Annotated in this window: 17 protein-coding genes; 4 read left to right on the forward strand and 13 right to left on the reverse strand. The window is 66.8% G+C overall.

Annotated features, from left to right (window positions below; all coding sequences use genetic code 11):
• Positions 1–2: 2 nt before the first annotated feature.
• From HPY83_02650 to HPY83_02700, 11 genes are all read right to left on the reverse strand, one after another.
• Positions 3–482, reverse strand: a complete 480-nt coding sequence (locus HPY83_02650; GenBank protein NPV06847.1) for a hypothetical protein — start codon at positions 480–482, stop codon at positions 3–5.
• A 110-nt stretch (positions 483–592) separates the two neighbouring features.
• Positions 593–1,123, reverse strand: a complete 531-nt coding sequence (locus tag HPY83_02655; protein ID NPV06848.1) for an ECF transporter S component — start codon at positions 1,121–1,123, stop codon at positions 593–595.
• 114 nt (positions 1,124–1,237) lie between these two features.
• Positions 1,238–2,740: a PLP-dependent aminotransferase family protein gene (locus tag HPY83_02660; protein NPV06849.1), complete on the reverse strand. Its 1,503-nt coding sequence runs from the start codon at positions 2,738–2,740 to the stop codon at positions 1,238–1,240.
• A gap of 270 nt (positions 2,741–3,010) precedes the next feature.
• Positions 3,011–3,736, reverse strand: a complete 726-nt coding sequence (locus tag HPY83_02665; protein ID NPV06850.1) for an aspartate/glutamate racemase family protein — start codon at positions 3,734–3,736, stop codon at positions 3,011–3,013.
• A gap of 8 nt (positions 3,737–3,744) precedes the next feature.
• Positions 3,745–4,374: a DUF1847 domain-containing protein gene (locus HPY83_02670; GenBank protein NPV06851.1), complete on the reverse strand. Its 630-nt coding sequence runs from the start codon at positions 4,372–4,374 to the stop codon at positions 3,745–3,747.
• A gap of 75 nt (positions 4,375–4,449) precedes the next feature.
• Entirely contained in the window at positions 4,450–5,712 is a 1,263-nt protein-coding gene (locus tag HPY83_02675) for an MFS transporter (protein NPV06852.1), read from the reverse strand.
• Positions 5,713–5,805: 93 nt separating this feature from the next.
• Entirely contained in the window at positions 5,806–7,449 is a 1,644-nt protein-coding gene (locus HPY83_02680; protein ID NPV06853.1) for a DUF4445 domain-containing protein, read from the reverse strand.
• A gap of 292 nt (positions 7,450–7,741) precedes the next feature.
• Complete coding sequence (locus HPY83_02685; GenBank protein NPV06854.1) at positions 7,742–8,416, reverse strand: class I SAM-dependent methyltransferase; 675 nt, start codon at positions 8,414–8,416, stop codon at positions 7,742–7,744.
• A complete protein-coding gene (locus HPY83_02690) occupies positions 8,413–8,670 on the reverse strand; it encodes a hypothetical protein (GenBank protein NPV06855.1) in 258 nt (85 codons plus the stop codon). Before HPY83_02690 ends, HPY83_02685 begins: the two co-directional genes overlap by 4 nt.
• A 27-nt stretch (positions 8,671–8,697) precedes the next feature.
• Positions 8,698–9,375 (reverse strand): DUF1638 domain-containing protein, encoded by a 678-nt coding sequence (locus HPY83_02695; protein ID NPV06856.1) that lies wholly within the window; start codon positions 9,373–9,375, stop codon positions 8,698–8,700.
• Between the two features lie 262 nt (positions 9,376–9,637).
• The gene (locus HPY83_02700; GenBank protein ID NPV06857.1) at positions 9,638–10,489 is read right to left on the reverse strand and encodes an MBL fold metallo-hydrolase; all 852 of its coding nucleotides are present in this window, start codon (positions 10,487–10,489) and stop codon (positions 9,638–9,640) included.
• A 564-nt stretch (positions 10,490–11,053) separates the two neighbouring features.
• Here HPY83_02700 and HPY83_02705 point away from each other — a divergent pair.
• A complete protein-coding gene (locus HPY83_02705; protein NPV06858.1) occupies positions 11,054–11,305 on the forward strand; it encodes a cold-shock protein in 252 nt (83 codons plus the stop codon).
• Positions 11,306–11,480: 175 nt separating this feature from the next.
• Positions 11,481–13,175, forward strand: a complete 1,695-nt coding sequence (locus HPY83_02710) for a hypothetical protein (protein NPV06859.1) — start codon at positions 11,481–11,483, stop codon at positions 13,173–13,175.
• 189 nt (positions 13,176–13,364) lie between these two features.
• On the opposite strand, the gene HPY83_02715 is transcribed toward HPY83_02710, so the two are convergent.
• Entirely contained in the window at positions 13,365–14,771 is a 1,407-nt protein-coding gene (locus HPY83_02715; GenBank protein NPV06860.1) for a hypothetical protein, read from the reverse strand.
• Between the two features lie 328 nt (positions 14,772–15,099).
• On the opposite strand from HPY83_02715, the gene HPY83_02720 reads away from it, so the two are divergent.
• Together HPY83_02720 and HPY83_02725 are read left to right on the forward strand one after the other, a co-directional pair.
• Positions 15,100–16,275, forward strand: coding sequence for a phosphoribosylaminoimidazolecarboxamide formyltransferase (locus HPY83_02720; GenBank protein NPV06861.1), 1,176 nt, complete (start codon positions 15,100–15,102; stop codon positions 16,273–16,275).
• 235 nt (positions 16,276–16,510) lie between these two features.
• Complete coding sequence (locus HPY83_02725) at positions 16,511–18,682, forward strand: response regulator (GenBank protein ID NPV06862.1); 2,172 nt, start codon at positions 16,511–16,513, stop codon at positions 18,680–18,682.
• Here HPY83_02725 and HPY83_02730 read toward each other — a convergent pair.
• On the reverse strand, positions 18,639–19,832 hold the full coding sequence (locus HPY83_02730; protein NPV06863.1) for a response regulator: 1,194 nt from the start codon (positions 19,830–19,832) through the stop codon (positions 18,639–18,641). The genes HPY83_02725 and HPY83_02730 overlap by 44 nt on opposite strands.
• Positions 19,833–20,048: the final 216 nt, after the last annotated feature.

Below are 20,048 nucleotides of genomic sequence, written 5' to 3' on the forward strand. Positions count from 1 at the left end.
GATCAGGACGCCGGCCGCACGCTGCGCGATCCAAGCGGTGTTGGCCTGGAGTGCGCCGGGAGCCTTCGCATGCTCGACCGATGCAGCATCCGCGACTGGCGCCCGCTCCAGTCGGGTCCGCCATCGGCGGGGGCCATGGCTCCACCCGGCGCCGATAGGAGGACTAGGCCCGCGCTGCTGAGGCCCACCAGCACCAGACCCACGTCCTCCACGATACCCAGGGAGACGGGGATGACCCCACTCAGCGAGTAGAGCACCGGCATCACCAGGATGTACCGCGGCAGTCCTTTCTCGCTCCACAGGAGCAAGCCCTGAGTGAAGGCGGTCAGCGGGCAGGGCACCAGGCCGAACGGCAGCGGCCGGAGGTACCCTCGCCAGAAGCAGGATGCCCTGGCGCGCGTGGCCCAGATCGTGGCCGAAGCCATCCAGCAGGACCGATCGGGCACGGCGCCGGTGCCCAACCTAACCGACGCGAGCTGCATGCATCCGCCCCGATAGAGCGGGGCCGGGCTCCGGCCTCGCCCTACCTTGGTCCCTTCGGACGTCGCCGCTGCGCCCCCCGGACCGGGCCCTGGCAGGCGTGTGGGGCCGCTCAGCGCTCCCGCCAGGTGGTGGGGGTGGCCAACCGCTGCACCGGAGGCCACGCCCTCCGGATGGCGGCTGCCAGAGGTAGCCCGATCAGCCCGCCGGCGATAGCCTGGCTCAGGTTGCCGGGCACCTCGGTCGCGGCGGGGCCCAGCCCGTATAGGATGACCTCGGCCAGGAAGTACCCGCCGATCATGATGATCGAGCCCACCAGCCAGCCCAGGAGATGGCCGCCTCGGCCGCCCCGCAGGGCCAGGTAGCCCGCCACCAGCCCCTGGAAGCCGTGGAACAGGAAGGACAACGGCGCCCAGTGGGCGTAACCTCCCAGGACGTCGGCCAGCCCCGTGCCCAACCCTCCGGCGACGAAGCCAATGGCCGGCCCGAAGGCGAAGGCGGCGAAGTACACCCCGGCGTCACCGAGGTGAATGTAGCCTCGCGTGGGGGCGATGGGCACTCTGACCATGAGCGTCAGCACGGCCACCACGGCGGTCAGAACGCCGGCGACCACCAATCGGGAAGCGCTCCAGTTGCGAAACATCCGGTAACCTCCTTGCCTCTGCAGAATGATGCGTGATACGTGATGTGTGATGCGTGACACGTGGGCTGTATCGGCGAGAGTGGATGTCACGTATCACGTATCACGCATCACGCATCACACGAACGGGCGCTCTTGGCTGGGATCGGCGCGGCGGACGCCTGGCCTCCGGGCCAGGTCTTCGATCGCCCGGGCTAGCCGGCGCACTCCCTCGGCGATCTCGCCCTCGCTCCGGAAGGCGAACCCCAGGCGCATGAAGCCCTCACCGCCCGCGTGGGTGAAGAACATGGGCCCAGGGGCGAACGAGACTCCCAGTTCCCCAGCTCGCTCCAGCAGGTCGCTCGAGGCCACCCCATCCGGCAGCGCGCACCACACGTACAGCCCGCCCGCCGGCTGGCTCCAGCCGACGCCAGCCGGCATATGTCGCTCCAGCGCCTGCAGCATGGCGTCCCGGCGGCGGCGGAACGTCTGCCTCAGCCAGTGGAGATGGGCCGGAAAGGATTCACCTCGCAGCAGATCGTGGACCACCAGTTGCACCAGGTTGTTGGGGTGGAGGTCCATATCCTGGCGCAGCCGCAGGAGGGGTTCCACGATGGGAGGCGGCGCCAGCACCCATCCCAACCTCAACCCGGAGCCTAGCAGGGAGGAGAGACCACCCAGATACACCACGTAGCCCCCGTCGTCCAGCGAGCGAATGGGCGGCGGCAGGGGGTCCTCGAAGTGAAGCTCCCCATGGAGGTCATCCTCCAGGATGGGGATCTGGTGGCGCCGGGCCAGGGCCAGCAGCGCCGCCCGGCGGTCGAGGCTCATCAAGCTGCCGGTAGGGTTCTGGAAGTTGGGGTTGGTGTAGATCAGGCGGACGTCGGCGTGAGCGAGGTAGTGTCCTGCCGCTTCCACCTGCATGCCCTCGTCGTCCACGGGCACGCCCACCGGCCGGGCTCCAATGGAGCGGAACACGGAAAGGGCTCCCAGGTAGGTGGGAGACTCGACCAGGACCACGTCACCCGGGTCCAGCAGCAAGCGCGCTACCAGGTAGAGCCCCTGCTGGGTGCCAGAGGTGACGATCACCTGGCCGGCGGAAGCGTCCCGGCATCCCTTGAACCTGAGCTCCCGTGCCAGTTCCTCCCGCAGCGGAGTGAGACCGGCGATGGGCGAATCCTCCAGGAGGGCGGCCATGCGGCTATTGACCACTCTCTGGACCACCTGGGCCAGGGCCAGGTGCGGAGAGCCGGTGATGTCTGCCACCCCAGTGGCGAAGGAGATCACGCCCGGCCGGGAGCTCAGTTGGGCCACCCTCTCGCCGATGCCCGTCTCCGGCCACCGAGGACGGGACCGCATCAGGCCAGACCAGGCCAGAGGAAGCGCGGGCGGCTCGGCGAGCTCCTCCGTCGCGCCCAGCACCACGGTACCCACGCCGACGCGCCCTTCCACCAGGCCATCGGCGGCCAGGCTGCCGTAGGCGTTGACCACAGTGGTGCGGTTGACGCCCAGGCGCTCGGCCAGCTCCCGCTCCGAGGGCAGCCTGTGACCGGCGGGTAGGATCCCCTCCAATATGAGCGCGCGTATCTGCTGCTCAATCTGGCGGTAGAGAGGGACCTTGCCCTCTCTATCAACGGTCACCTGCACGGCCGCTCTCCTAATGGATGCATCCACTATAGGGTAGCTGCGGGCATGGCGCCTGTAAACAGCCAATGCTGCCCCTGTGGGCGCAGTCCATTGAGGAAGTGGATTGGTCCGGCCGGGTCCCCCCGGCCGGGGCGCAGTACGCCCCAGAGCCCGGTCTGACGCACCTCCCGGCGGGCAGGCAACTGCCGCCTTCGCGGGGGAGGGCAGGAGGCCCCAGGGCGGGCGCCGGGCCGAGGGGCCTGATGGCCCAGGGTGAAGGTCGGTCTAGGTGCCTCGCCCCGCCCTTGGGAGAGGGCGCTCCTCCAGAGCGACGGCCAGCGCTGCCTCCGCGTGGAGGCGGGTAGTGTCGAATACTGGCAGAGCCAGGTCGTCCTGCCCGATGAGAAGGGGGATCTCGGTGCACCCGAGGATGACACCTTGAGCCCCCTGCGCCTCCAGTTCGGCGATGGCTTGCAGGTAGGTGGCTTTGGACTGGGGCCGGACCTCCCCGTTGGTCAGCTCCTCGTAGATGATGCGGCTCACCTGCTCTTGCTGGTCGGCAGAGGGCACCACCGCCGTCAGACCGTAGGCCGATAGCCGGTCACGGTAGAAGGGATGCTGCATGGTGGTGGTAGTCCCCAGTAGCCCCACCCGCGTGAGCCCTCTGGCCAGGATCGCCTCCGCGGTCACGTCAATGATGTGGAGCAGCGGTATGGGGGAGCGGCGCTGGGCCGACTCGAAGGCGATGTGCATGGTGTTGGTGGCGATGAGGGCGAAGTCGGCTCCGGCAGCGTGGAGCCGGCGAGCGGCGTCGCCCAGGGCGGCCGCGGCCTCCTCCCAGGCCTGATCGGCGGTCCAGCGGCGGCAGTCGGCGAAGGGCACGCTGTAGATGACGACGGGCGGGTAGTTCACATCGCCGTGATGAGCGCGGTACGTCCAGTGGATGTGCTCGTAGTAGACCAGAGTGCTCTCGGGGCTCATGCCCCCTATGATGCCGATGGTCTTGCGCATGGCTCCCCCTATCGCTTCAGCCGGCTGTAGTAGGAGTGGCTGGTGTAGAGCACCGCCGCCGGGTTGTGCCCCGTGACCCGATCTTTGGCCACCAGGACGGTGACGGGCGCCTCCGAGTGGCGGAAGAAGAGGCTATCGTGTCCCACGCACAATCCCACCGCCACGTTCAGGTGCGTCCCTGCCCGGTTCAGCAGCGTCGCCTGGCTGATGGGGTTGCAGAGCGCCTCAAACTGGCCCGGGCGTATCTTCTCCTCGTCCGTCAGGCCAATCTCCTCTTTGGGAATGGAGCCTACCTTGCAGCACACGGAGGCGACCTCGAAGCCGTTAGCTTCGAGGATCTCCTGCAGCATCGAGGCCTCCCGTATCAACCCCACGCAGGAGGCAATGCCCAGGCGCGTGGCCCCGATGCGGCGGGCGAAGCTCATCACCTCCTCCACCCGGGGCTCCAGAGGGTATCGGTCGGCTTCGGTGCGGGCGGCGGCCAGAGCGAACTCCTGCGTCGCCCGGTCGTCGTAGGCTCGCCTGGCGTCGGCCAAGATATCGGCACTGTGGCTCATGGGGCAGAAGGCTGGGTATGGCTTGGTTCCCGGTGCAGCCCTGCAGGCCTGTACCCGGCAGGTGGCGCATCTAAGCTCCATGATGACACACTCCTCATGTGACGGTACGGTGACGGGCGGGCTCCGGGCGCCGCTCCTGTGGCCCAGTCGCTCGTTCTAGCGGCCGGCGCCATCATGTCGTAGGTCGCGGTGCAGGGTCTCAGGCACGGTCGCCAGAAGGGGCAGACGCACCGTCAGGTCAATGACGATGGGCAACAGGAATACCCACGCGGGATTCCAGTGCCGGTAGATCAGGCCGCCGATGACGGGCGCCGGAATGGTAACCACGCCGCCCAGTACCCCCAGCACCCCGTGCCATCGGCCGGCCATCTCAGCCGGTACCAACTCCAGACCCATGGCACCTGCGGCCCCCGACGAGATGCTGTAGAAGGTGTACAGCGCGGCTGCGCCTATGAGCATGTAGGCATCGTGCGCCAGGACCAGCAAGATGAAGGCGCCGTACCATAGCGGCGTGAGGGCATAGATAAGGCGCTTCCGGCCCAACCTATCGGCCAACCGTCCCAGGGGAATGCCGAAGGCCAGCCGGGTCAGGATCATGGCAGTCGTCATGGCCGCCAGGATCACGGCATTGGCCCCCTTGAACTCGTAGGCGTAGAGCTGCATGAAGGGAGTGGTGATCGCCAGCGGGATGGACGTCAGCATGGCCACAGCGGTCCATCTCTTGAGCGGGCTACCGGTATCGAGGAGTTGCCGGAAGTCCGCCGCCACGTCCCTCAGCTTGATGCCGTGCAGCCCTCGGATGTGAGACGGCTCCTGCAGCCAGCGGAAGACCAGGTGGAAGACCATGAGGTAGCCTATCACCCGGATCCAGTACAGGGGCCGGATGCCCTCTGTCGTCAGCCCCCCGGAGTGGGCGACCAGGGCCGCCGCGATCATGGGCGCCACCAGGCTACTCAGACTGGCCAGGGTCACACAGGTGTTCTGGGCCGTGACCCTATCCCTGTTGGCGACAGAATCTCGGCAGATGACGCTGCATCCTGCGCTCAGGAATTGGGAGGCGGGGACCATGGCGATGCTTGCCAGGACGATCAGGTGCCAGGTGGGAGCCAACCCGTATAGGAGGGTGCCCACGGCCGTCAGCAGGACGCCCGACGCGTACAGCTTCCTGAGGCTGTACCGGTCCACCAACCAGCCGACAGGTAGCGAGAGCATCGCCCCGAAGGCAGAGGCTATGCTGCTGATGCTGCCAAGTTGCACCGGATTAGCCCCCAGCCCGGTGACGTAGATCGAGTCGTACTGGGCCGTCAGGTTCATGAGGAAGCTGCTCATGGCCTGACGACCCACCGCCACCCGGTAGTTGAGCTTCTGTCGGGCCATGAATCCCTTGGCGTTGGTCACCGCATCAGCTAGCGCCTTCATCTCTCCCACTCACAGCCGGATAGGCCGGCTACTGAACCCATCAGGCCAAAGGCTGCCTGAACGGCTACACTCCCTGAGCGGCGGAGTGTAGGCCTATGGCCAGGGCCTGAGGTAGAGCTCACGCACGTAGCGGTCCAGGAAATCAGCCTCCTCCGAGAGCTTGACATGGCCGATGCGGGGGGCGATCCGCTCAGCATCGGCTCTCCTCTCCCGAGAAAGCAGCATCTGTCTGGCCCCGGTCAGAGCGCCGTTGCCGATCTTGACCAGTTTCTCCTTCCTGGCCGGAAGAACGCCGATGGCCATGGCACTATCCAGGCTCACGTAGTTGCCGAACCCCCCCGCCAGATAGATCCTGTCAACCCCTTCCAGGTCGACCCCGTACTTGCGCATCAGGGTCTGCTGGTTGAGGGCGGAGCCCGCCTTGGCCAGCCTCAGCTCGTTTATGTCCTTCTGAGTGATGCCGATCCTGCGGCCGTTCTGGGAGATGACAAACTCATTAGCTGCCCTGTAGGCCTGGGCCAGCCTGCCGCTCCGATCGATAATTCCGTTCTTCAGCATCTCGGCCAGCAGGTCTATGAGACCTGACCCGCAGATGCCCACTGCGGGCTTGTCCCCAATGGTCTCATACCGGACCGCCCCATTCAGGATGCTGACGTTCTTGATGGCTCCTTCTATCGCGCCCGTGCCGCAGCTCACGGTAGCGCCCTCAAACGCGCCCCCGGCAGCGTTTGAGGCGGCCAGGATGCGCTCCCGGCTCCCAATGGCCACTTCGCCGTTGGTGCCGATATCTACCACCATGACGGGACGCTCCACTCGGTGTAGGCCGCTCGCCAGAATGACGGCTAGGCAGTCGGCCCCCACCTGGCCGGCCACGAGAGGAGCGCCGTAGACGTTGGCTCTGGGGTTGATCTCCAAGCCGACTGCATCGGCATCCAGGTTGATGGGCGAAATGTCTTGAGGCTCATACGGGCTGGTACCCAGTGAGTGGACGCTCAGGCCGAAAAAGAGATTGCGCATGGTGGGGTTGCCCACTACCACGGCCTCGTAGATGTGATCCACTGTGCTCCGGCCCTCTCTTCCCTCGAAGGTGCGCAGAGCCGAGTTGACCGCCTCCACTACCACGCGCTGGAGCCGTCGGAGGCCATCCTCGTGAGTGTCGGCATAGCCGATCCGTGAGATGACATCGTCTCCGTAAGCCGCCTGGGGGTTCCTGCAGGCCAGGGTTGCCACTACCTCGCCGCTCTCCAAGTCCACGATCTGGGCTACCAGGGTAGTGGTCCCCACATCCACAGCTAGGCCGAGAAGCTCGCCTTCGTATGCTCCCAGGGAATGGATCCGCTCCTCGCGCAAGACGACCCGGTCCCCCTCCCTCGACACGTGGGGATCCAGGCGGATCATCCCCTGGTCCGTGCTCTCCGTGAGGATGGTGTACTCACCGGCCGCCCAGATGTAGACGACGACATCCCTAGCGCTTGATATGATCCTCGCCTGGCAGGCCAGCCGCTCGTCTCGCGCCAGGGGGAATCTGCGCTCGGCCTCTGTCCTCTCTGCCAGACTCTCGCCTCCGCTCTCCACCCTGACCACACACTTGCCGCACTGCCCTCGGCCGCCACAAGCGCTGGCTACCTGAATCCCCAGCCGCCAGGCGTGATCCCATAACGTCGCCCCTTCCTCAATCGAGACGCCGTTCCTGCCCCGGGCGTACTGGGGGAATATCACTCTGTGCTCGTGTGCCATGCGTGCTCCTCTTCTGTATGCGGTTCTGATCATGGCAGCCGCCGGTGATCCGCACGGATATCACCATGGGCCATCGGTGTGGCCTCAGTCTCCCCCGCGACTCCCGGCGACCGGCCCGACCGGGCGCCAGCCTGGCCGTTCCGACCGGAGTCCACGTGGCCGGCCCAATGCTGCCGGGAGGCTGTGAGATGCTGTCGCCGAGGCTTGCAGCCCTTCACGAGGGGCGTTCCGTCGCACCCACCCCGCACGTGCCCTCACGGGAGGTGCCCTCGTGCCGGGGGGACCACGGGCATCATGGTGCACTCTCCTTGACCAGAGCCATGCCAATGAATCCTCCCCAAGGTATGCGAGCATGCTCGCATGGCGGCCACCGGGGGAAGAGCGTGGTGTACCACACGATGCTGACCTGCGCGCCGGAGGCTGACCGCAGGAGTCGCTCCAACTCGGCAACGCTGTAGAAGTGGGCCTGGTTGTAGACGGTGGGGCGGAGTAACCCCTCCAGCCGCCTCCGCAAGCCGAGCCAGCTCCAGCGGTTGAGCACCCCCAGCAGCAAGCCACGCCCCGCCACGCGCAGGGCCTCCCCGAGCGCCTCTTGGGGGTATTGCAGAAACTCGAGCGTGGTAATGAGCGCCACTAGATCGAAGGCGTCAGTGGGAAAGGGAAGCTGGACAGCGCTGCCCTGCACCAGTGGAACACCATCGAGCAGTCGAGCTTGAGCCAGCATGGCCTCCGACAGGTCGAGCCCCACGACCGCCAGCCCCCGCTCGCTCAACCAGCGAGTGAAGTGGCCCGTGCCACAGCCCACCTCGAGCACACTGCGTGCGTCGGGGAACGCCCTCAACAGCCGCACCAGGACGGCCTTCTCCAGGGCATCCACCCTCTGCCCCTCCGGGGTCTCGTACCAGGCCTCGTAGTGAGCTGCAGTCCACCTGTCGAAGGGATTCTCGTCGACCGCCATCCCAGTCATGGCTCCTCGGGCACCTCACAGGCGTTGGACAAAGTCACCGTCATCACGGTGTCTCCGTGCTGCATAGCCTTGACGAAGGCGCCTTCGAGGCCACGAAAGACAAGGTGTCCTTCTCCCCACACCAAGGTGCTCATCTGGCCGACGCGCACGTTCAAACCCTGCTGACGCAAGACGTTCACCGCCTCCCGAATGGCAGGCGCGATAGTATCCTGACGCAAGGGATAGATGCTCAGCTGCGCTGTCACGATCGCCATCTCGCTGCATCCTCTGCGCTCATCGCTTCACCGATGGCGGGGGGAATGCACGGAGACGGCATCCGCCATCAAGCCTTCCAGACGGTCGAGCGTGATGGGGTGGAACTCAACCTCCAGGCCGGTCCAGTCGAAGAGCTCTAGGACCTCCTCGGCGTGCTCGGCAATGTACTGCTTGGAGAAGCCCAGTCCGTCCAGGACCACTATCTTGTCGTAGAACCCGGGGAAGTTGGCGTTGGCATCGGCACGATCCCAGCCGAAGTACCCCTGGTAGACCTTCTTCCAGTTCCTGAGCCAGCCGGGCGTGAACCACAAGATCTTGTCTTGCCTGCCCCCGCTGATCTGCTGCCGATCTTCGAAGCCAGCCAGTATGTCGTAACCATAGTCCCCTTGTACCCTCACCAGCTCTGGCCCGGCCGCCTGCAGAATCGTATCCACCCGCTTGAGCGGATCATCGGCGTCAACGTAGCACTTCTTGCCGTAGACGACGATGATGTCACGGTCGCGACATGACTCTCGCGCTTGCGCCAGCCTCTGGAGCAGATGCTCCTCGAGCCTGTGCGGGAGGGCGTGCAGGCCGGGTGGCGTGAAGAGGACTCGTCGGGCATTGAGGAAGCCCGTCTGCCTCAGGTAGCGGATCTCCGGATATAGCATCCCACACGATATGAGACAACGACCTTCGAATATCGGCTTGGCTGTATCAGTCATGAGCCTCTCCTTGGCAGTCGGTCCGCCTCACGGGCAAGCCCTCGGCAGCCCATTTCGGCAGCAGCCAGTCCACCCTCGGCTCTCACGCTCCCGATCGCGGACTCAGCGGCAGGCTTACCTCGATGGCCTGATCTGTCGCAGGCCTCCGTCCGCGCCCCGCGTCTCAGGCTGCCCCCGTCGGTCACCCCTTGCTCTGGAGCTGCACACCGTGTCGCCGTCATCTGGGCTAACCTCACTTGCGCTGCTGGCTATGCGTCCTCTATCACTGCAGCGCGATGCTCCAGCCCACGCCGGATAGAATACAGTCCTCCCCGTACTCGGCAGCGAAGAGCGCCCGCGCCGTGTCGCCCGAGCAGTGGCTGGGCGCCACCTTCTCCACTCCCAGACGGCGAAAAGCCGAGACAATGCCCTCGATCTGGCCGGCGCTCTGGCTCCCCAGGTGGAACCCCCCCAGCACCAGATGCACGGCCACGTCTTCGCCGATTCGCTTGGCCTGCTCCACCATTCTGACGATGCCCGGGTGGGCGCAGCCGGTGATAACCACCAGCCCCTCTGCAGACTCCAGGACCAGCGCCTGTTCGCGGATGTCCTCTCCCACCTCGCCCGTGCTCCAGACACCAGGGATTATCGCCCTCGGCCCGTCCACCTCCACCAGTTGGGCGTCGGCATCCCGCACCTGCTCTTTGAAGCCGACGGGGAACGAGCGAGGGACGTACACGGTCACACCCCGCGCCCGATTGAGCAGGCCGGCCAGCCCGCCGGTGTGATCGCTGTGAATGTGGGAGAGAACGACGGCCTCGATCCGCTCGGGATCGAGGCCGAGCAGAGCCATGTTGCTCAGCAGCGCGTCGGAGTCTCCGCCAGTGTCGAAGAGGAGGAGATGGCCACCGTAGTCAATCAGGCAGGAGAAGCCCCAGGCCGCCTTCAGGCTGGGGTCGTCAACATAGTTGTCGTACACGATGGTGATGGTCACCGCAGCCGGTTCCACTTGCGTGGGCTGCGGAGAAGGTGCGGGAGCGACGGCCAGCGCACCTCCATGAGCGGTTGCGGTGGCGAGCCGGCATCCGGTCAGCGCCAGGGCAGCCAGAGGCAGGAGAATCAGGAACGCTTTCACCCCATCCCTCCAGGACACGCCTGCGCATGTACTTGGCTCCGCACCCTGTCGCGCGGCGCTCTGGCCGGCGCACTCCTCTACCACCACCAGCCTGAGGACGGCCGGGCGGAGCCGCTGTTGCGGCATGCCTGGTGCAATCCTACCATAGTACTGGGCAGTCGTACAGTCTTTTGGTACTAGTGCGCTTACGTTTCCTGGTCCCATCTCCCGACCGGGCAGCGGCGGCCGAGGTCAGGACGGAAGGCGGCACCATCGCGAATGTGCCCAGGCTGAGGCGGGCTCTCTTGGGGAGGCTCTCTCAGTGTGGCAGGCGGCGCAACGCCGAGCCCCTGGGCGGGCCTTCCTCGCGATGGACTCAGAGCATCTCTCTCAGCCACTGGTCTGGAGCACTTGCCGCCCTCAGGGGCTGGCGCTGGCCACCGACATGTGGTATAAGGGGTCCACTACCCGGAAGATCGGACGCGGGTGGTATGCCACTGCACGATTGCGACGCCTGAGGACTGACATCCCAAGGTCGGAAAGTGTAGCACGGCAGTTGATTACCCAACAGGGGGTGCCAGTAAGATGGCAGAGCGAATCGAGGGAACAGTCAAGTGGTTCAGCCGGGATAAGGGCTACGGCTTCATCATCCCGGACAGCGGTGGCAAGGATGTCTTCGTGCACTACTCCGCGATCGAGGGCTCCGGCTTCCGCAATCTGGAGGAGAACGATCGAGTGGAGTTCGAGATCGAGGACTCCCCGAAGGGCCCGCAGGCAGCTCACGTCACCCGACTCTCCGGGGGACAGGCTTCGACCCAGACCTGGTCGTACAGCTAGACTGATCGAGCACGAAAGGCAAGCCCCGACCCCACCGGTCGGGGCTTCTGTGCGCCCGGCCCCAGCCCGGCAGCCAAGGCGGCGCCCACGGCGGGCCGCGGGCGTCTTCGCAGCTCTGCTAATCCTGTTGCTGGTGCTGGGAGGGTGCGCCTCCGCCCCTCGACGGTGGTCCCGGGTGGAGTTCCCCTCGCCCGCCGCCTCCACCGTCACCGACGTGACCTTCTCCGCCTCCGGGCAGGCGCTGGCCGCCCTGTACGAGCCCGGCGGGGTCTACCGTGCCTCTTCTGACCCCTCGTCTTGGGAATGGCTGGGAGAGGACCTGGCTGGCCTGACGCCGCTGTCGCTGCTGGCGGATGGCCCCGGCGGCTGTCTGTGGGTGGGCACTGTGGACGGTGTGTGGGCGGCGTGTGAGGAGGGTACCTCGCGGATCCCAGGGCTGCTCGGACCGGTCTACTCCCTGGCGAGAGCGCCCCGGGGCGTGTGGGCCGCCGCGGAGGCGGGGCTGTTCTCCTGCTCCGCCGGAGGCTGCGAGCGGGCGACGCTGCCCACCTCTTCCGTGCTGGCTGTGGCCTCGATCCCCGGGCTCGTCTGCGCCGGGACGGCCGACGAGGGGCTGTGGTGCGCTAGCCAATCCCACCGGGAGTGGTCCAGGCTGGAGGCCCCGGTGGGCATCGTCAACGACGTAGTCCTGGGAGAGGATGGCTGGGTCCACCTGATCTCCGTCGGTCACCTCTTTGCCTGCGAGGCCGATGGCGGCGCTTGCCGCGAGGTGTCCCTGCCAGGGGAGACCGCGGCCAAGGTGGTGGCTCGCGCCGGCGGCACCCTGCTGGTAGGCACCGCCGATGGGGGCGTACACCGCTCTACGGACGGAGGGGAGACCTGGTCGGCGGCCCACGGCCCGCCAACGTGGCCCGAGATATCGGCCCTGGCAGTTGGCCCCGAGGGGACGGCTCTGGCCGGCACAGTGGGTTCCGGGTTGCTGCGCTCGCTCGATGGCGGCGCCACGTGGGAGACCGTAATCGAGGCTCCGGGCCGGCGCCCGGTTCTCGCCCTGATCGGGGCCGAAGACGGCTTCATCTATGCCGGTACCACCACCGGGGTATACCGGGCGCCAGCGCCGGAGGGCCCGTGGCGCCGGCTCGAGGCCGGGAACGGCCCTCCTGCTACATTCGCCTTGATTTGGACCGGCGGTTGCCTCTACGCCGGCTCCGCCTGGGGCGTGCATCGGCTGGAGGAGGCGGATGGTTCCTGGACCCTGGTGACCGAGGAGTTGGGCCGCCAGACCGTCTTCGCCCTGGCAGCCGACCCCCACCATCCCTCGCACCTCTACGCCGGATGCTGGGGTAACAACGTGCTGGCGTCGGAGGACGGCGGCTCAACCTGGGCCCCGGTGCACCGAGGGTTGGAGACGCTGTCCGTGCACAGCCTGGCGGTCTCGCCCTTCGAGCCGGGACGGCTCTACGCCGGCACGGTAGAGGACCTCTTCCGCACTCGGGACCGAGGTGAGACGTGGCAGAGCTGCGGCCCCGCCCCCGAGACGGTGTTCGCCTTGGCCCACTCGCCCCGGGACGTCTGCACCCTCTACGCCGGGACCACCACCGGAGCCTGGCGGACGGAGGACTGCGGCGATAGTTGGGAGCGCTTGCAACTCCCGGGCCCGGTCACCGTCTACAGCCTGGCTATTCCTTCAGGCCAGCCGGACGCCCTACTGGCGGGCACCGAGGAGAGTGGCGTCTGGTTCAGCGGCGATGAAGGGAGGAGATGGCAGACGTGGGGGCTAGAAGGGCGGGATGTGTATTCCCTCTACGTCGGCGATGATGGCAGCGTCCTCGCAGGCACCGACGACGGGCTGTACGTGACTTCCTTCTGAGCATCACGGGGGTCCCTCCGCGGGCTGGCGCGGTAGGGTGGACCACCGCGTCCGCCCTGGGCAGGCACGGTGGCCTGCCCCTACCGGGTCACGGGTACCGCGCCTACGCCCGGGTCTCAGCTGCGATCGGTGGGTGCGATGCGGGTGCCGTTCTCTCCGTTCGCCCCAATGGCCGGCGCGCTCGGCGCCCTACCGCCTGATCAACCGCACGTTGCGGAGCTGCACACTCTCGTAGCGCACGTCCTGCTGGGTGCGCAGCCGGGGGCTCAACTCCACCCGGAGCCGGTTGGCTCCCGAGCGCAGCATTCCCGGCGGTACCTCGAGATGCACCGTCGTCCACACGGAGGCGAAAGGTGTCTTGCCTGTCACCGGGATGGCGGCCAGCCGTTCTCCGTTGAGGTAGACGAAGTTGGCTCGCTCCTCCAATTGCATGGTCTCCATGACCAGATCCCACCGGTTCGAGCCAGGAGCGTCTAGGTAGAAGGTGGCCTCCCAGCTGCGGGCGGGGGCGGTGCCCCCGTAGGGCTTGGCCCAATGGACGTAGGCGGTGGCGGTGTCGCTCAGTCGCACCGGAGCGTCCAGTGCCAGCACCTGTACCTCGTCCGAGTTGGCGAAGAGCTGCTTCGCCAGCCCGGACAGGGCGCGGGTGAGGCGCGACCACCGCAGGGGCATCTGCTGGTTCAGGGCGACCAGCGCTGGGCGGGCCTGGCCATCGGGAGCCACCAGTCCGTACCCGGACATGGGGTCATCGGCGGCCAACGCGGGGGCCAGGTTCCACACGGCCAGGAACTCCACGGAAGGTAAGGCCCGACGAACCATCGCCACTGCGCTCGCCAGGTAGCGGGCCTGTAGCTCCGGGCTCACCAGTTGCCAGGCGTCCTGAGGCGAAGCCGGGCCGACCGTCCAGCCAAACTCGGTGACCCACAGGGGCAGGTGGGGAGAGCCCTGCTCCGCCAGGATTCTCCGCCATACTGCCAGCCGGGCGAAGACGAGGCCGTCGTGGTCGGCCGCGGCGTCAGGGGGGTGGGCGAAGCCATAGGGGTGGACCGCCTGCGCATCCCAGATAGGGCGCTCCCCGAGCGGGTACAGCGCCCGGAGGAAGCTCAGGTCGGACACGGCCTCCCGATCGTTCTGGTTGGTGGGGGCCAGTCCGGCGGCCACCACCAAGGCCGCCGGATCGCCTATGCGGACAGCTTGGGTGCCGACCTGGAGGAGTTCGGCGTATCCCTGGGGGTCGGGGGTTTGGCCGTTCCATTCCAGGGCCAGGTTGGGCTCATTCCAGATGATGTAGGCCCGGACTCGGCCCCGGTACCGACGAGCCACTCGCTCTACGAAGGCGCCGTAGGCCGCCACATCGAGGGGAGGGGACTCACCGGGCCGCAGAGCCCAGTCGGGCGGGTGATCCAGGCGCAGCACTAGGCTCAGGCCGTAGTGCTCGCAGGCCTGCACCAGGAAATCGGGGTACTCCCAGTAGTGCTCTCCGGGCGCTGGCTCCACCTGGCGCCACTCCAGCAGCTGCACTACGGCTCGGAACCCGGTGCGCGCCGCCAGATGCAGCACGGCGTCATCGGCTCCGATGGTGTGAACGGCCAGCACGGGCCCTCCGGTCGCGCCCCAGAGGGCGGCGGCCAAGAGGGCGGTCGCTAGGGGCAGGCCGAGCCTCCGACCGAGAGTATGCACAGGGGTACACCTCCCCGGCGCATATTGGCGGCATACCGGCTCGCCCGCAAGTGCCCTGGCCCCAGAGGCGTAGGGCCACAGAGAAGCGGGTGACGTTCCTGAGTACGGGCATGACTCAATCCACTCAAAGGGGAGTTCCCTTGTTCCATCCTCTGTGTCTCGGTGTCTCTGTGGGCCTCCCTATCTTGGCGGTGCGGCGTGGTTGCGCTAGAGTTGCGTCCAGCTCAATCACGGAGGGTCGCGAGTGGCGGAAAGAGAAATGAGCCTGCGTTATGGGATGAACCCCCACCAGACGCCGGCGAGGGTCTTTGTGGACGAGGGTACGCTGCCCATAGAGGTGCTGAACGGGCGCCCGGGGTACATCAATCTGCTGGATGCGCTCAATTCGTGGCAACTGGTGCGGGAGCTGCGACAGGTGCTGGACCTGCCTGCGGCCGCGTCGTTCAAGCACGTCAGCCCGGCGGGGGCAGCGGTGGGAGTGCCACTGAGCGATGATCTGCGGCGGGCGTACTTCATCGAGGAGGAGGACCTCTCTCCCCTGGCGGCAGCATACGCCCGGGCTCGTGGGGCCGACCGGATGTCTTCCTTCGGGGATTGGGCGGCTCTGAGTGACCCGTGCGACGTGGACACAGCTCGTCTCCTGCGCCGCGAAGTCTCCGACGGTGTCATCGCGCCGGGGTACGAACCTGAGGCGCTGGAGATCCTCAAGGCCAAGAAAGGCGGTGCCTACCCGGTGATTCTCGTGGACCCCGCTTACGCGCCACCGGAGATGGAGACCCGTCAGGTATTCGGGATCCGGTTCGAGCAAAGGCGGAACGAGGCCCTGCCCACGCCCGAGTCGTTCCGGGAGATCGTCACTCGCCGCAAGGATCTCTCCCAGGAAGCGCTGCGGGACATGATGGTCTCGTTCGTCACTCTGAAATACACCCAGTCCAACTCGGTGTGCCTGGCTAAGGACGGCCAGATCATCGGCAACGGGGCGGGGCAGCAGTCGCGGGTGCACTGCACCCGGCTGGCGGCGCAGAAGGCCGACCTGTGGTGGCTGCGCCAGCATCCGGCGGTCCTGGGACTCCGGTTCAGGAAGGGGTTGGGCCGGCCCGAGCGGGACAACGCCATTGACCAGTTCCTGCGGGACGACGTGATCCCGGCCGAGGAGCGGGTGTGGCGACAATCCTTCGTCGAGGTGCCGAAGCGGCTGACGGCAGAGGAGAAGCGCCGGTGGATCGCCGGCCTGAAAGGGGTGACGCTAGGCTCGGACGCTTTCATACCCTTTGCCGACACCATCAACCGGGCGGCGCAGAGCGGGGTGGAGTACATCATGCAGCCGGGCGGATCGGTGCGGGATGAGGATGTCATCGCGGCCTGCGATGAGTACGGGATGGTGATGGTCTATACGGGGGTGAGGCTGTTCCACCACTAGGGGGTGCCGCGCCCTCTGAGTCACCTGACTTCGGGCCAGTACCCTTTGTGCGCTTCAGCCAACAGGGAAGCACTCCGCTGTTTCCTGCCGCGGAGTGCGTGGGCCGCCGACCGGCCAGCCGCAACTGCCTTCCCGCTCATTCCCGCGCCCGGAGCGCTGGGGGCCAAGCCTGCCCGTGTTCGGGTCAGCGGTGCGCCGATCGGCACAGGGTGAGTAGTCTGAGGGGGAGGGGCAGGTGCTGAAGACTCCTTCGGGCGCCATCGAGCTCAGTTGGCGGGCGCTGCAGCGTGAGGTCGGCCTCAGGGCGGGTATCGTCCTAGCGGCGGTCGGATACCTGGTGTGGTTCCAGCAGCTCAGCAGCGGCTCGGAGGACCCGAGCCTCTTGATCCTGGTCTTCGTCGTCACCTCGGTGTGTTTGTGGCTGGGCACGAGCAGTCCCACGGCGGTCCGCCGCTACGTGGTCGGGCTTCAGGTAGTGCTTCTGTGGGCGGCGCTGGTGCTTGCCTATCTAGCTCTCGGCTGTGCCGATGCCCTGCTGTTCCTCTCCGCGCCAGCCTTGCTGGCAGCCCTGGGGGTGAACCCGGCGGCGGGAGTCGGCGTCGCTGCCTCTGGTGCGGCCGTGATCGCTCTACGTTGGCCGGAGGTGGATCGGGTCGCAGTCCAGGCGCTGTTCCTGCTCATGATGGTGGCCGGGCTGGGTGCGCCCATGGCGGGACGCCTGCGGGCTCATCTCCAGGAGGCCTGGGCGTTCACCCAGCATGCAGCGGACCTGTCTCGAGAGCTGCGGATGCGGCAGGAGGAGGTGAACAAGCTAAACAAAGCACTCACCACCGCAAACGGCCTGCTGAAGCGAAGCCTGCGCGAGTTGACCCTTGCCCAGCAGGAGGCACTGGAGGCCCGAAGGCTGAAGGAGCAGTTCGCCACCACCGTGAGCCACGAGTTGCGTACACCGCTGAACACGATCCTGGGGTTTCTGGAGGTAATGCAGCGCTATCCGGAAGTGTACGGCGACGTGACCTGGACGACGGAGTTGCGCCGGGACATCAGCGAGATCCAGGTAAGCGCCCGCTACCTCTCGGGGCTGGTGGACGACATCCTGGACCTCGCCCGCGTTCAGGCTCTGCACATCCCCGTGAGGCGCGAGGATGTGGACATCGCTCAGGTGATAGCCGAGGCGGCAGACCTGGCGAGGAGGCTGCTCGCCGGCAACAAGGACGTTGAGTTGAGGTTGGAGCTGCCACAGGGCCTGCCCCAACTCAACGTGGACCGGATGAGGATCCAGCAGGTCATTCTGAACTTGCTAGCCAACGCCTGCCGTTTCACCGAGAGGGGTCACATTCAAGTTGAGGCTGAGTTCACCGGCGAGGAGGTAGTGGTCTCCGTGTCCGACACCGGGGCGGGCATCCCGGCTCACGAGATCCCCCGCATCTTCGAGGAGTTCCACCGCGCCAGCGCTGCATCGGCAAGTGGGCTGGGCAGCGCGGGCAGTGGCCTGGGGCTGGCCATCGCCAAGAGATTCGTCCAGATGCACGGGGGGCGGATCTGGGTCGAGAGCCAGCCCGGGGAGGGCAGCACCTTTAGCTTCAGCCTGCCGTTGACGGCCAAGCAGGTGTCACCCTTGAGCCTGCCGCGTCCTCAGGGCACTTCACGGCCCGCTGGAAGGCCCTCGCTCGTCCTAGTGGGTGACGAGCACGGGGCGTCCTTCCTCTCTCGCCGGCTGGAGGGGTACGAACTCCTGGTGGCGGCCGATGTGCGGGAGGCCCGAAGCCTGGTCTATGACCGTCACCCCGATGCCGTCTTGCTCGATATCCCGCTGGAGAGCGGGGAGAAGGGCTTCGGCCTGGCGCCGCGCATACTGCCTGAGCCGGTGCCGGTGATTAGCTGCTCCCTGCCCGGGAGCCGCAGGCACGTCGGCAGTGACCTCTTCGCCGAGTGGCTGATGAAGCCGATTAATAGCGACCGACTGGCCGAGGCTCTCAGGAACGGCCCGAGGGCCAGTCGGGTCATGGTTGTGGACGACGACGCGTCCTTCGTCCGTCTCATCGAGAGGTACCTGGAGGTGGGGTCCATTGGGGCTCCGGAGATCGCCTGTGCCCGGAGCGGGGAGGAGGCGCTGGCTCTGGCGCGGAAGTTCAAGCCGGACGTGGTGCTTCTCGACATGGCCCTGCCCGGGATAGACGGCTGGGAGGTGGCTCGGTCACTGCGGGAAGAGGAGCTGGACCCTCAGCCTAGATTGGTGGCGGTCACGGCTCTGGACCCCACCCAAGGGCTGGCCGGGAGCGCGCGCACCTTCTCGGTGACCAAGTCCGTGGGGCTGTCGGAGGGAGAGACGGTTGGGCTCATCCAGGCATGCCTGGCTCAGCTCAGGCCAGCCTACTCCTGCGACTCACCTGTCTCAGAGCCTTGAGTAGGTCCAGGCGGGAGACAGGCTTGGTAAGGTAGGCGGCAGCTCCCAGCAAGCGGCCCAGTTCCGTGTCCTTGAGGACGGAGCAGATCACTACGGGCACCTCCCGCGTCCGTGGGTCTGCCTGCAGGGCTCTGAGGACAGTCCAGCCGTCGGCATCGGACATCATGATGTCGAGCACCACAGCGTCAATGTCACGGGTGGCTACCCATTCGCACGCCAGGCGCGGGTGTGGTACCCGGACCGGGTCCCACTCGCTGGTAGCGAGGTAACGCTCGTAGAGAGCCGCCGCGCCGGGGTTGTCCTCCACGATCAGGGCCCGCCGCCGCTTGTCCAGGGGCAGCTCGAGAGAGAGGTTCTGCCTGCCGGTCTCGTCGGTCCAGAGGCGATAGTCCAGCTTCTGCTGCTGCGCGATCAGCAGAGCCGCCTGGACCAGGTCGTGTCGGGCAAGGCGTCGCGAGCCCTCGAGGGGCATCGTAATCGTCACCAGACGAGGCGTTCGCGCCACCGTGATCGTCAACTCGCGTTCGGCTGTCCCCTGAACGACGGCGCTCAGGATCAAGGTGAGTACCTCGCGCAGGACCGCGGGGGTGACGGCCACCGCCAGTTCCGTCTCGGGCTTACAGACCCGTAGGTGCACCCCTTGCTTTTGGGCCAGGGGGGCGACGGTGGCCAGTGCGGCCTCGATCAGGCCCGCCACCTGGACAGTTTCGGGCTTGTGGGCCAGGTGCCGGAGCTCCTCCTCGAAGGCCCCGGCGCGATTCTCGTCAGGTTCCGGGGCCTGGGCTTCCGAACAGTCTGACTCAATCAGCCGGGCCAGCTGTTCCTCGGCCCATCCCAGGTCGCGATAGACCTGTCGCGGGCTGACCGCCAGTTGCCGGGCGACTTCGTCCACTCGAAGGCCGGAGACGTAGCGGAGCCTCAGGCAGTCATAGGCGCGGGAGGCGGTGGCGGAGGGAGCGGAGCGGGAGGCGGGTCGCAGCATCTCGATGGCATCCAACAGCTTGCCGCGGAGCAGCTGGGCTCTTTCCACCATGTCTTCGGTCGACTGGGCCACGGGCAACAGGCTGGCCAGCCGGCAGTTGGCGAGTTCTGCTGGAACGTAGAGGGAAAGCAGGGCCTGATGCACGTCCTCGGCAGTCACTTGTGCCATCGTCTGGTACCAGTGGGGAAGAAGTCGCAGGTCACAACAGGAATTGTCGCAGTTCTGTCAGTGTTGTGTCAACGGCTATGGGCACTCGGGCGCGCGTTGGCCGGGTATAATCGGCAGTAGCGCTTCGTGCGAGGCTGCCGGCACCAGCATCCTCACAGACTCTGCGGAGGCTCAGCAGTGGAGGGTGGCAAGGACAGCTGAGCCGTCGGGTGAGGC

This window comes from Anaerolineae bacterium (genome assembly GCA_013178015.1).
Lineage (GTDB): Bacteria > Chloroflexota > Anaerolineae > DRVO01 > DRVO01 > Ch71.